Below are 12,852 nucleotides of genomic sequence, written 5' to 3'. Positions count from 1 at the left end.
ATGCAAGGGAACGGCCGGGCCGAGGAGGCTGCCACCGAGTTGTCTGGCCGAGAAAAGGCGTACCGGTAGGTCAAGGAGCAGGTGCTGACATCGCCGGCGGCACAGGGCTGGTTCCTGAGCGAACAGGAACTCGCGACGCGGATTGGTGTATCCCGCAACCCCGTTCGTGAGGTACTGCCCATGCTTCAGGCGCAGGGCCTCGGCGGATTGCGTGCCGCCCGCGCCCCCGCTAGTCATGAGATGCGGCCTCCGGTCTCGGTAGCCGTACGCGTTGACGTCGGCGACAACGTGCGGGGCACGGTCGCACAGCTGATGTCGATGAGATTCGTCCTCGGCCGCGCTCCGAGCGACCCGCAGCAGTGCCGTCTAAAGCGAATGTAAGGAAAGCGGCCCATCCCTTCCCTCTCGCTGTGGCGGCGACCACATTGGTGTCAGTGGCTATGCATCATCACAGCAGTCCAGGAAGGAACATCATGCGACACACGACTTCGAACCCAACGTCGTCGACCGGCGAGAGGCGGGTTGTTGCGAACGTGGTTCGCGGCTGCATCGGCAACCTCGTGGAGTGGTACGACTGGTTCGTCTATGCAGCGTTCAGTGTGTTCTTCGCGGCGTCCTTCTTCCCGCAGAGCAGCACGACCGCCCAGCTTCTCTCCACGGCGCTGGTTTTCGCGGTCGGATTCCTGATGCGCCCGATCGGTGGGTACATCCTGGGCCGATACGCGGACCGGTACGGGCGTAAGAACGCGCTGACGTTGTCGGTGCTGATGATGGCCGCGGGATCGCTGATCATCGCTGCGACACCGAGCTTCGAGGCGATCGGCATGCTCGCCCCGGCATTGCTGGTGATGGCGCGACTGATCCAGGGACTCTCCGTGGGAGGCGAATTCGCTTCCAGCGCCACGTATCTGTCCGAGGTCGCGACGCCCGGCCGCCGCGGCTTCTACTCGAGCTTCCAGTACGTGTCGATCATTCTGGGTCAGCTCGCTGCGCTCGGCGTCCAGATTATTCTGCTGCAATTTCTCACCATCGACCAGATGGAGGCCTGGGGTTGGCGCATTCCGTTCGTGATCGGCGCGATCGCCGCCGTGACCGTGATGCTCTTCCGTCGTGGGATGGACGAATCGGACCAGTACAAGGAGGAAGCGGCCCGGATCGCTGCCGAGAAGGCATCCGGCACGAAGCCGTCGGCCAAGCGCGGCACCCTCCGCCTGCTGCTGCAGTACCCGAAGCAACTCGCGATGGTGTTCGGCCTCGCGATCGGCGGCACCGTCGCGTTCTACACGTACACCACGTACCTGCAGAAGTACATGATCAACACCTCGGGGATCGCCCCGGAAACGGTGGCATGGATCAACTTCGCCGCACTGTTCATCTACATGCTTCTGCAGCCCGTGGCCGGACTGATTTCCGACCGCATCGGTCGCCGCAAGGTCATGCTGTTCTTCGGTGTCGGCTCGACCGTGCTGACCGTGCCGATCCTGACCGTTCTCGGCAACACCACCAATGCGTTCGTCGCGTTCGGCCTGATGATGACCGGACTGGTCATCGTGACCGCCTACAGTGCGCTGAGTGCGATCGTCAAGGCGGAGCTGTTCCCGACGAAGGTCCGCGCGCTCGGTGTCGGATTGCCGCACGCGATCACCGCCGCCCTGTTCAGTGGCACGGCCGAGCCTCTCGCGCTCGCTCTCAAGCAGGCCGGACATGAATCGGCGTTCTTCTACTACGTCGTCGGTTGCTCGGCACTGACCCTGGTCGCCGCACTGTTCATGTCCAAGGGCAAGGGCGGCACCACCCTCGATCCTGCGACGGAGAATCAGGCCCGCGACGGACGCGAGGAAGACCGCGACAACCGCGAACTCGAGCGTGTCTGATTCATTCTCGTCCGGCATTGTTCCCCCGGCTCATCGTGGCCGGGGGACAATGCCGGTTATGCGGATTGCGGTGGTCGAGGACGACGACGGCGTCGGCAACGCACTCGTTGCGGGGCTGACCCGGCAGGCGCACCAGCCTGTGCGGATGAAGTTCGGGTCCGAACTGCTGCTGCACCACGGCGAGGTGGACTTCGTCCTGCTCGATCTCGGGTTACCGGACCGCGACGGGCTCGAGGTGCTGCGTCAGCTGCGCCAGGTCAGCGCCGTCCCCGTCATCATCCTGACCGCCCGCGACGACGAACGTTCGGTGGTGCGCGGCCTGCGCGGCGGCGCCGACGACTACCTGGTCAAGCCGGCGCGGATGTCGGAGCTCTTCGCTCGTATCGAAGTGGTGCGCCGGCGAAGTATGGCCGTCGAAGGCGGTGCACCACGAGAAGTGGTCACCGGAGACGTCCGCGTCGACCTCGATTCCCGCACCGTCACCGTGGCGGGCACACAGGTGGACCTGACGTCGAAGGAGTTCTCCCTTCTCGAGATCCTGCTCGAGAACCCGGGGGCTGCGGTCAGTCGTCAGCAACTGATGGATCGGGTCTGGGGGGACGCGTTCGTGGCGGTTTCGCGTTCGCTCGACGTCCACATCGGCACTCTGCGGGCCAAACTGGACCGGCCCGGGCTGATCAGCACCATCCGTGGTTTCGGCTACCGGTGGGTGTGCTGACCTCAGGGTCGAATCGACATGCGCCGACGGTTACTGCTGATTCTCGCGATACTCGGATCCTGTGCGGTCGCGAGTTTCGCCATTCCCCTCGCGCTCGCGACCGCGGACTCGCGGACGCAGGCGTTCACACTCGGCCGCGAGGGAGACATCCAACGGTTCGCCGTCCTCGCCGAGGAGTACGTCAGGACCGGCGACCCCGCCAGGATCGCCGGCGAGGTCGAGGCGTACGACGACGTGTACGGCGAGGGCGTGCTGGTGGTCTCCACGCGTGGTGTGCCCACCCTCGGCGTGGGCCTCGACGGCGACGAACCCGGAATCGACGCCGCGATTCGCAGCGGACTGCGCAACGAGCGCGTGTCCACCGTCGACCGGCTGTTCCCGTGGAGCGACGACGAGGCCCTGTTCGTCAAGCCGGTGGGGTCGGGCGCTCAGGTGAACGGCACCATCGTGCTGCGGGCCTCGACCGCCGAGGCCCGCTCCGACATCCTCCGGCAATGGGCCGTGATCGCGGCCGGCGCCGTGCTGGCACTGGTCGCTTTCGGTGTCCTCGCGATCGCCTTGAGCCGGTGGGTACTCGGACCGCTCGCGAACCTGTCCAAGGGAATCGTGCAACTCATCCGCCGGATGCCCGACGCGAGGACGCCGACGAGTTCCGTGCCGCCGCGATCCGTGCTGCCGGCCACGGCCGCGGGCGGGCCGCCCGAGGTGCGCCGGCTCGCGCATTCGTTCGACGTGATGTCCTCGGCGGTGCTGCGGGCCGCGGACGCGCAACAGCGCCTGATCGCCGACACCGCCCATCAACTGCGGAACCCGCTCGCGGCGTTGCAGTTTCGCCTCGACCTCCTCGACGACGGGATACCGGACAGCGCACGCGAGGATTATCACAGCGTGACCGAGGAGGCCAAACGCTTGCAGACCATTCTCGACAGTCTTCTCTCGCTCGCCTCGGCCGAGACGCCGCGCTTCGGGGTCGAACGGTCCGAGGCGGCCTGCGACGCACTGTCGGTGGTAGCTGACCGGGTCGACTTCTGGTCGGTGACGGCCCGCGAACGTGGTGCGCGTCTGGTCACCGTCGCGGCCCCCGACGTCGACCGTGTTCCGGTCGCGATCGCCGAGAACGATCTGTCCCAGGTGCTCGATGTGCTGATCGACAACGCCTCCCGGTACGCAGGCCCACACCCCACCATCGAAATCGGCGTCGTCGTGGAACCGTCGCACGATCACACTCCGGTGTGCGTGTGGGTGGCCGACGACGGTCCAGGTGTCCCGGAAGAGTTGCGCGACAAGCTGACCGAGCGCTTCTTCCGTGCCAGCGACCAGGTCGGAACGGGTCTCGGCCTCTCCATTGTCGAGGTGGTTGCCGCAGCCTACGGCGGGCGTCTCGTCATCGACGAGGCCCCCGCGGGCGGACTGCGCGTACGCTTGTGGCTCGAACCGCACGTGGAGAAGCTGGACGATGATTAACCGGCGACAGTTCATCGGCGGTGTGGCCGCAGTGGTCGCACTGTCCGGGTGCGCCCGTACCCAGCCCTCGGGGACGTATGAGATCGCGTCGGGTGAGCGCGACGGATTCCAGGCCGAGTTCGCGCAGTTGCTTGCGGACGTTCCGGCCTCCTCGGGTGCGGACCTTCGGTTGACGGTGCGCTACACCACCGGTTCCCTGGAGAACCTGTCGCTGCTGGCGTCGGGTGAGGTACTCATCGGGCTGACCCTGGCCGACTCCGCTGTCGAGTCGGCCACCCCGATCGTGGCCATCGGCCGGGTGTACGAGAATTATCTCCAGTGCGCGGTGCCGGCCCGCTCACCCTTCCGCACGATGAAAGATCTTCGCGGCCAGACGATCAGCCTCGGAGCCCCGGGCTCCGGAACCGCGCAGACCGGACGGCGGGTCCTCGAGGCGAGCGGACTGACCCTCGACGACGTGACGGTGCGCCCGGTCTCACTCACCACCGTTCTGGATTCCCTGAGCGACGGCACGGTCGCCGCCGCACTGTGGGCCGGTGGCGTGCCCACCCCGGCGGCGATGCCGCGGCCCGGTCACGGTCCGGACGGGGGCATCCGGCTACTCGACCTGTCCGCCGAGTACGTCGAGATGCGCAAGACCTACGGGCCCATGTACGAACCGGTTTCGGTCCCGGCCCGGACATACGGTGACACCGCCGAGACGGCGACAGTCGGCGTTCCCAGCCTGCTCGTCGCCTCCCCGCAGCTGCCCGACTCCGTGGCCGGCGCCCTCGTCGACCTTCTCGTCGACCGAGCCCAGGACCTGATTCCCCCCGATACCGTCGGGGCCCAGTTCCTCGATGTCCGATCGCTGATCCAGACGACAGGCGTCCCTCGCCATCCGGGGGCCGTCGAGGCGTACCGCCGCCACCACGGTTAGAAGGCGGCCGGGTACGGCCGACAACCTCAAGTACGTGTAAAACCTGGCACCCACCCGATTGACGATGGTCGGTACATAGAGGCAAAATGGCCGTACATTTCGAGGAAGGCTGGCTCCATGGCATCGCAGACCGCCCTACCGCTCGCGGGGATCACCGTCGTGAGCATCGAACAAGCAGTTGCCGCACCGTTCGCGACCCGGCAACTGGCCGACCTCGGTGCCCGCGTCATCAAAGTGGAACGTCCCGACGCCGGCGACTTCGCCCGGCGTTACGACGAGACCGTGCACGGCGAATCGAGCTACTTCGTCTGGCTCAACCGGTCCAAGGAGTCTCTGACCCTCGACCTGAAGTCCGACGAGGGCCGCAACATCCTCGAAAAGCTCTTGTCCACAGCGGATGTCTTCGTGCAGAACCTGGCTCCTGGCGCGGCAGCCCGAATGAACCTCGACGCCCAGTCGCTCCAACAGCGGTACCCCACGCTGATTCCGTGCGACGTGTCCGGCTACGGCAACACCGGTCCCTGGTCCGATCGCAAAGCCTACGACATGCTCGTCCAGGGCGAATCCGGTCTGATGTCGCTGACCGGCCCCGACGAGTGCCCGTCCAAGGTCGGAGTGTCGATCGCCGACATCGCGGCCGGCATGTACGCCTACAGCGGGATCCTGTCCGCGCTGTACACGCGCGCAACCACCGGCACGGCCCGCGCGGTCGAGGTCGCTCTGTTCGAGGCGCTCGGCGAATGGATGGGATCTCCCGCCTACTACACCGAATACGGTGGCCGGCAGCCGAGCCGGGTCGGAGCGGAACACGCGACGATCGCCCCGTACGGCCCGTTCCCCACCGCCGACGGCACGGTCCTGCTGTCGATCCAGAACGACCGCGAATGGTCCGCGTTCTGCTCGGAGGTGCTCGGCGACGAGTCGATCTCCACCGACCCGCGCTTCTGCCGAAACTCCGCGCGGGTGACGCACCGTGAGGAATGCAACGCTCTGATCTCCGAGCGGACGCGTCTGCTCAGCACCGACGACGCCCTCGCCCTGCTCGACAAGGTGTCGATCGCCAACGGCAGGCTGGGCACCGTAAACGACTTTCTGTCCCACCCGTCCCTGGCCGGCCGTGACCGTTGGCGTGAGGTGGCTACCCCGGGCGGCCCGGTTCGGGCGTTGCTGCCGCCCGCGAACCTCAGTGGTGTGGAACCTCGATTCGATCCGGTTCCGGCTCTGGGCGCGCACACCGATGCCATCCTGGGGGAGCTCGGCTACACCGACGGCGCGATCTCCGGGCTGCACACGGCAGACACGGTCTGAGGGCCGGCAGTGCCCCATGCAGTGGCGTCCGACGGAACGCGTGTCGCGTACCAGGTCAGCGGCGGCGGACCGCCGCTGCTGCTGCTCGCCGGTCAGGCCAACAATCACCACTGGTGGGACCGCGTTCGCGCGGACTTCGACACGCACTTCCGCACCATCACGGTGGACTACCGCGGAACCGGAGCGAGCGACAAACCCGAGACCGAATACAGCACAATACTGTTCGCCGATGACGCGATCCGCGTGCTGGACTCCCTCGGCATCGAGAGGGCGCACGTCTACGGCACCTCGATGGGAGGCCGGGTGGCGCAGTGGGTCGCCGCGCGCCACCCGGAGCGTGTCCACACACTGATCCTCGGCTGCACCTCACCCGGCGGAACGCACGCGGTGGAGCGCAGCAGGGAAGTCCGAGCGAGCCTGGCGCAACCCGATCCCGACCGGTCACGCCGCGCCCTGCTCGAGTTGATGTACACGCAGGATTGGCTCGGTCGAAATCCCGGTCCCTACAGCACCCTCGGGGACCCGGGCATGCCCGCGCACGCCAAGCTCGCCCACCTGCGGGCCAGCAACGGCCACGACGCGTGGGATGCGCTTCCGTCGATCAGTGCGCCGACCCTCGTCCTGCACGGGACCGAGGACCTTCTGTCCCCGGTCGACAACGCTCCCCTGCTCGCCGAGCGGATCCCGAATGCCCGCGTGCAGTTGCTCCCCGGCGCACGGCACGCGTACTTCGAAGAAGATCGCACTGTCGCGGGCGCCGCGGCGATCAGCTTCCTCACCGCACCGTGAGAACTCGCTGGCGAGTTGGGTTGAGGCGCACTAGTCACCGGATCCGGGCATGACGATACCGACCTTCGCGGCACCGTGGCCGTGGTCGCGGGCGGCGGCGAGTGCGGCGGGAGTGTCCTCGAGGTCGAACATCTTCTCGAGGCAGTGGTCGACCTCGATCATTCCGGTATCGATGGCCTCGACTGCCGCCCGGAACGACAGCAGCCCGGCCTCGGACTGCGTACCGTTGACCCACTCCATGGTCAGGGATTTGCGGAATGAACGCTCCACGGGGAACGGGGCGTTGCCCTTCGATTCGGGGTAACCGAAGAATCCGACCGTCCCGCGAATACGCGCGGCTTCGACCGCGGCGGCACGGGCGAGGTCGTAACCCGCGGCCTCGATCACCACGTCCGCACCGACGCCGCCGGTCGCGTCGAGCACGACGTCGGAGATCGACTCGACCGGTTCGAGGACGGTCCGTGCCGCGCCGAGCCGTTCAGCGATGGCGAGGCGGTCCTTGTCCAGGTCGGCGACGATGACCTCGACGCCCCGAGCGATCAAGTGCTGCAGGTAGAACAGACCCGAGGAGCCGGCGCCGATGACCGCCGCGGTCTGGGGCATACGCTCGACCGGGGTGTCGGCGGGCAGAAACTTCTTCATCCCGAAGAGGGTGGTACCGAGTTGCTGGGCGAGCAGCATGCGCCGAAGGTCTGCGCCCTCGTTCAACGTGATCACGTGACTGGCGTCGACGGCCTGGAACTCGGCGAAACAACCACCGCGCTGACCGTGGGGGACGGTAAGCACCGGACGTCCGACTTCGACCCTCGAATCCTCGCTTCGAACAACGATTCCCACGCCTTCGTGGCCCGGATATCCGGGTCTCCCGAGGAGTGCCGGGTCATGGAATCCGTCGAAGACGATGTGGACGTCGGAACCGCAGATCGAGGCGTATCGCATCTCCACGAGCACTTGGTTCGGCTCCGGGACCGGCCGGGGGAAGTCGCGAACTTCGACGACGCCGGGTGTGGTCACGCATGCTGCACGCATTCATGCCTCGCTTGGGTGAGTCGGTGCTGGGAGTTGGAGGACGCATCGGATAGCCGCTCGGCGCGCCTTCCTGGATGGCGGTCACCGTATCGCACGCAGCCGGCGGCGGCAAGAGAAATCGCGTACGGGGCTTCCGGACAAATAGCGTCCGAACAATGTGCGGCGCAGTCGGTTTCACTCTGCTGGTGGCCATGCCTGCTCGTCATCACTCCATCAGAATTTGGCATTATCGCGCCCGGTCCATCAGGTAGCAGAATCACCTGAGTCACTACAACGAAGTGAGACCCAGATAACTACTTCGAGGCGAAGTAGCGCAGGCTGCAGGGGGGTGCGGTGCATGACCGGTGTGCGGTACTCGACGCCGACAACCCACGGAACGTAGTGCATCCCCGCGGCGCCGAAACCCTCAGCCCCTGAGGCGGGTTCGTGACGGACCGGATCGTCGATCGGTGAAGCCCGCAGCCATTGCAGAATCCATTCCCACCACGAGGAGTCGCCATGACCCCATCCACACCGCCGCAAGCTCACAGAACCGATGATCGATCCGAGGAACCGCCTCGTTCGCGCAGTCACTACGTCAAGTCGGTGCTGGTCGGTTCCATCGGCAACATGATCGAATGGTTCGACTGGTTCGTGTATTCGACCTTCGCAATCTATTTTGCCGGACAGTTCTTTCCGAGCGACGACCGCACCGCGCAGCTCCTGAACACGGCGGCCATTTTCGCCGTCGGATTCCTGGCGAGGCCTCTCGGCGGCTGGTTGCTCGGGCGTCTGTCGGACCGCAACGGCCGCAAAGCCGGCCTGACGGTGTCCGTCGGAATGATGTCTGCGAGCGCCTTGATGATCGCTCTCGCGCCGAACTACGCGACGGCCGGCAATCTGGGAGCTTGCCTGTTGGTCACCGCGCGCATCCTGCAGGGACTGTCGGTCGGTGGCGAGTATGCCGCGTCGGCAGCGTATCTGACCGAGGTATCCAAGAAGGGCTGGCGGGGTCTGGGGGCGAGTTTCCAATACATCTCCGTCACCCTGGGTCAGCTCGCCGGCCTGCTGGTCCTCATCGTCTTGCAGTTCTGCTTGTCCGACGAACAGCTGACGTCGTGGGGTTGGAGAGTGCCGTTCGCGATGGGTGCCGTCGGCGCCGTCGCGGTCTTCTACCTGCGGCGCGGAATGCACGAGACGACGGCCTACTCGGTTGCCGAAACCGTCGATACCGAAGATCGCCGGGGAACACTGGCCGAGGTATGGCGCAACCGGCGCGCCGCCGTCGTCGTCTTCACCCTGACCCTCGGTGGCACCGTCGCCTACTACACCTACACCACCTACCTGACCAGCTACTTCGTGAACAGCGTCGGCCTCGGGAAGTCGCAGGCCTCGACGATCAGCTTCATCGGACTGGTCGTCTTCCTGGTCCTCTTGCCGATCGGTGGTTACGTCTCCGACCGCATCGGCCGGCGGCCCGTCCTCATCTTCTTCGGCATCGGCACCACGATCGGAACGTATCCGATCCTGCAGGGAATGCAGAACAATCCCACGTGGCTCACCTGCCTGGTGCTCACCGTCCTCGGCCTGGTGTTCGTGGTGGGGTACTCGTCGGTCAACGCGGTGGTCAAGGCCGAACTGTTCCCCACCGGAGTACGAACGGTCGGTGTTGCCATCCCGTACAGCATCGCCACCGCCGTGTTCGGGGGCACTGCCCCATACATCGCTCTGGCATTCCGCGACGCGGGCCGGGAGAGTTGGTTCTTCGTCTACGTCTCGATCTGCGCGGCCATCTCACTGATCACCTACGTGTTCATGCGTGAGACCAAGGACGTCAACCTCATCGCCACGACGGCAGCCCCGGGACCGACCGACCGCGCGCAGCACTCGGCCTCGAAGGGGACACCGATCACCACCGTCCAGGGTTGAGAAATTGGTATTCTCTGTTGTGATCGATCTCGCTCCTACATATCGCCTGCTGATGGTGCGGGCCGGCGGGTAGCTCGGGAAGGTGGGTCGTCCGGTGGACGTCAAGCAGTTGACTGCACTCGTTGCGGTGGCGGACGCCGGGAGCGTGACCCGCGCAGCCGAACTACTCCACTTGGTTCAGCCGGCGGTGACACGCCAAATTCACACGCTCGAACAGGAACTGGGTGTCCCGCTGTTCGAACGTAGCCGTGCGGGAATGGAATTGACGGAGTCCGGCCGGCTCATGCTCGAGCGCGCCCGGAGGGTGCTGTCCGAACTCGAGCGTGCGCGGGCCGAGATCCGACCGAATCCGGGGGTGCTGCAAGGGATCGTGACGGTCGGACTTCTGTCCTCCACCTCCGAACTGCTCGCCGAACGACTCGTCGCGGCCGTATTGCAGGAGCATCCCGCCGTCCGGCTGCGAATAGTGTCCGGCTACGCCGGACACGTGCGGCAGTGGCTCGATGCCGGTGACATCGACCTCGGCCTGCTCTACAACCTGAAATCCACGTCGTCGCTCAACGTGCGAGCATTGCTCGCCGAAAACCTCTGGGCGGTTGCACCGCCCGACGGCGGTCTCGACACCGGCCGACCGGTCACCCTCGACGAAGTCGCGAGCCACCCGGTCGTGATGCCCAGTGCGCCCCACGGAATTCGGACATTGGTAGCGGAGGCGTGCGCGAGACTGGACATCGTCCTGAACATCGTCGTCGAGACCAACGAAGTGAGCATCCAGAAGCGGCTCGTGCGAGCTGGTCACGGCTGGACGATCCTGCCGGGCATCGCCGTTGCCGGTGATGTCGTCAGCGGTCTGCTCAGTGCGGCGCCGCTCCATTCCCCGGCGGTCGAGCGCACCGTCGCGCTCGCGTTACCGAGCGCCCCGCGGATCCCGCCTGCCATCCACGCGGTGGCCGATCTGCTCGTCCGCCAGATGCGTGACGCCGTCGAGCGCGGTGAGTGGCCGTCCGCCCGCTGGAAGCCGGACAACTAGTCGCGCGCGGATCAGAGCCCTCCGCGTGCCACCAGTTGGCCGGCGATGACGTTGCGCTGGATCTCGTTGGTGCCCTCGCCGACGATCATCAACGGGGCGTCCCGGAAGTACCGCTCGACGTCGTACTCGGTGGAATAGCCGTAGCCGCCGTGGATGCGCACCGCGTTGAGGGCGATGTCCATCGCCACCTCGGACGCGTACAGCTTGGCCATGCCGGCCTCCATGTCGCACCGGTCGCCGCTGTCGTACTGCTCGGCGGCATGCCAGGTCAGCTGTCGTGCCGCCGTCAGCTTGGTTGCCATGTCGGCCAGGTAGTTGCCGATCGACTGGTGCTTCCAGATCGGCTTGCCGAAGCTCTCCCGCTGCTGCGCGTAGGCGAGCGAGTCCTCGAGCGCCGCCGTGGCCACGCCCAGCGCCCGGCAGGCCACCTGGATGCGTCCGGTCTCGAGGCCCTTCATCATCTGCGCGAACCCCTTGCCCGGGGTGCCGCCGAGGATCGCCGTGGCGGGGGTGCGGTAACCGTCGAACGACAGCTCACACGTCTCGACGCCCTTGTAGCCGAGCTTCGGTAGATCTCGGGACACCGTCAGACCGGGACCGTGTTCGACCAGGACGATCGAGATGCCCTTGTGCTTGGGGGTCGCGCTCGGGTCCGTCTTGCAGAGCAGCGCGATCAGGCCGGATCGGCGGGCGTTGGAGATCCACGTCTTCGATCCGTTGATGACGAGGTCTTCGCCGTCGGTCTTGGCGTTGGTGGACATGGCCTGCAGATCCGAACCGCCGCCGGGCTCGGTCAGCGCCATGGTGGCCCGGATCTCGCCGGTCGCCATCTTCGGCAGGTACTGCTGCTTCTGCTCCTCGGTGCCGTACAGCGACAGCAGCTTCGCGACGACGGTGTGCCCGCCCATCGCACCGGCCAGGCTCATCCAGCCACGGGCCAGTTCCTCGGTGACCTGCGCGTAGCACGGCATCGTCACCGGTGATCCGCCGTACTCCTCCGGGACCGCCAGACCGTAGATCCCGATCTGCTTCATCTGCTCGATCCACTTCTCGGGGTACTCGTTGGCGTGCTCGACCTCCTGTACCGACGGCTTGACCTCACGGTCGACGAACTCGCGGACCGTCTTGACCAGGAAGGACTCTTCCTCGTTCAGCCTGTAGCTCATTGCACTTCTCCCGAATCGGTGCGAGGGGCCGCGGAGACCCGATAATTTGTACGGCCATATTCTCGAATATGTACGCATTCGTCAAGGGTGGGCGTTGACATTCGCCCGCATCCGGTGCCACCATTTGGTCCGGATAGTTCCTATCTATGCTGTTCAAAGGCTCAGAGCGCGATCGGAAGGGCCGATGGACTTAATGGCCGTATTTACAGTCCCTTCACAGAGTGAATGGCCGGAAAGTGCCCGTGCCCCATCGGCCACCACGACCGCGCGTCGAGCGAACACCGTTTCCCACGAGAGAGGCGAGCAGGATGTCTCAGCACAGCTTCGAACTCCAGCCGGTCGCACTCTCCGTGCCGGACTGGGATTGGCGGATGCACGCGCGATGCCGGTCCATGGACACCGCGCTCTTCTTTCCGTGCGAGGGCGAAGGGCAGGGCGCACGCATTCGTCGAGAACGAGCCGCGAAGCATGTCTGCGAGCCCTGCCCGGTCCGGACCGAGTGCCGAAATCACGCACTGATCACCGGTGAACAATTCGGCGTCTGGGGCGGCACGACGGAGAAGGACCGCCGGTATCTTCGACCGCCGCGACTCGGTCGATACCGCTCATGACTGAGGGATGTCCGCGGCGTCAGCGCTCGCCGCGTA

12 protein-coding genes are annotated in these 12,852 nt (G+C 66.0%); 10 read left to right on the top strand and 2 right to left on the bottom strand.

The window, feature by feature from the left end; all coding sequences use genetic code 11:
• The first annotated feature begins 81 nt into the window (after window positions 1–81).
• The 7 genes from G9373_RS30540 (at window position 82) to G9373_RS30510 (ending at window position 7,072) form a co-directional block, all read left to right on the top strand.
• Complete coding sequence (locus G9373_RS30540) at window positions 82–381, top strand: GntR family transcriptional regulator (protein ID WP_063786618.1); 300 nt, start codon at window positions 82–84, stop codon at window positions 379–381.
• A 92-nt stretch (window positions 382–473) separates the two neighbouring features.
• Window positions 474–1,874, top strand: a complete 1,401-nt coding sequence (locus G9373_RS30535) for an MFS transporter (RefSeq protein ID WP_167118391.1) — start codon at window positions 474–476, stop codon at window positions 1,872–1,874.
• Window positions 1,875–1,932: 58 nt separating this feature from the next.
• Window positions 1,933–2,592 carry a response regulator transcription factor gene (locus tag G9373_RS30530; RefSeq protein WP_054247442.1) on the top strand — a complete coding sequence of 220 codons (660 nt, stop codon included), beginning with the start codon at window positions 1,933–1,935 and terminating at the stop codon, window positions 2,590–2,592.
• A gap of 18 nt (window positions 2,593–2,610) precedes the next feature.
• Window positions 2,611–4,056 (top strand): HAMP domain-containing sensor histidine kinase, encoded by a 1,446-nt coding sequence (locus tag G9373_RS30525; RefSeq protein WP_120660165.1) that lies wholly within the window; start codon window positions 2,611–2,613, stop codon window positions 4,054–4,056.
• Window positions 4,049–4,975: a TAXI family TRAP transporter solute-binding subunit gene (locus tag G9373_RS30520; protein WP_167118388.1), complete on the top strand. Its 927-nt coding sequence runs from the start codon at window positions 4,049–4,051 to the stop codon at window positions 4,973–4,975. Before G9373_RS30525 ends, G9373_RS30520 begins: the two co-directional genes overlap by 8 nt.
• Before the next feature lie 117 nt (window positions 4,976–5,092).
• On the top strand, window positions 5,093–6,283 hold the full coding sequence (locus G9373_RS30515; RefSeq protein ID WP_054247439.1) for a CaiB/BaiF CoA-transferase family protein: 1,191 nt from the start codon (window positions 5,093–5,095) through the stop codon (window positions 6,281–6,283).
• A 9-nt stretch (window positions 6,284–6,292) separates the two neighbouring features.
• Complete coding sequence (locus tag G9373_RS30510) at window positions 6,293–7,072, top strand: alpha/beta fold hydrolase (RefSeq protein WP_246859934.1); 780 nt, start codon at window positions 6,293–6,295, stop codon at window positions 7,070–7,072.
• 30 nt (window positions 7,073–7,102) lie between these two features.
• On the opposite strand, the gene G9373_RS30505 is transcribed toward G9373_RS30510, so the two are convergent.
• Window positions 7,103–8,086, bottom strand: a complete 984-nt coding sequence (locus G9373_RS30505; RefSeq protein WP_167118385.1) for a zinc-binding dehydrogenase — start codon at window positions 8,084–8,086, stop codon at window positions 7,103–7,105.
• Window positions 8,087–8,599: 513 nt separating this feature from the next.
• Here G9373_RS30505 and G9373_RS30500 point away from each other — a divergent pair.
• The gene (locus G9373_RS30500; protein ID WP_240482901.1) at window positions 8,600–10,009 is read left to right on the top strand and encodes an MFS transporter; all 1,410 of its coding nucleotides are present in this window, start codon (window positions 8,600–8,602) and stop codon (window positions 10,007–10,009) included.
• 94 nt (window positions 10,010–10,103) lie between these two features.
• Window positions 10,104–11,039 carry a LysR substrate-binding domain-containing protein gene (locus G9373_RS30495; RefSeq protein ID WP_054247435.1) on the top strand — a complete coding sequence of 312 codons (936 nt, stop codon included), beginning with the start codon at window positions 10,104–10,106 and terminating at the stop codon, window positions 11,037–11,039.
• Between the two features lie 11 nt (window positions 11,040–11,050).
• Here G9373_RS30495 and G9373_RS30490 read toward each other — a convergent pair whose 3' ends face one another.
• Window positions 11,051–12,205 (bottom strand): acyl-CoA dehydrogenase family protein, encoded by a 1,155-nt coding sequence (locus G9373_RS30490; RefSeq protein ID WP_167118382.1) that lies wholly within the window; start codon window positions 12,203–12,205, stop codon window positions 11,051–11,053.
• A gap of 308 nt (window positions 12,206–12,513) precedes the next feature.
• Here G9373_RS30490 and G9373_RS30485 point away from each other — a divergent pair, with 308 nt between their 5' ends.
• The gene (locus tag G9373_RS30485; RefSeq protein ID WP_054248495.1) at window positions 12,514–12,816 is read left to right on the top strand and encodes a WhiB family transcriptional regulator; all 303 of its coding nucleotides are present in this window, start codon (window positions 12,514–12,516) and stop codon (window positions 12,814–12,816) included.
• The last annotated feature ends 36 nt before the right edge of the window (window positions 12,817–12,852 follow it).

This window comes from Rhodococcus sp. A14 (assembly GCF_011603105.1).
Classification (GTDB): Bacteria; Actinomycetota; Actinomycetes; order Mycobacteriales; family Mycobacteriaceae; genus Rhodococcus_F; species Rhodococcus_F opacus.
The sequence above is the reverse complement of the archived record's forward strand: the minus strand, read 5'-3'. Positions and strand labels throughout refer to the sequence as shown.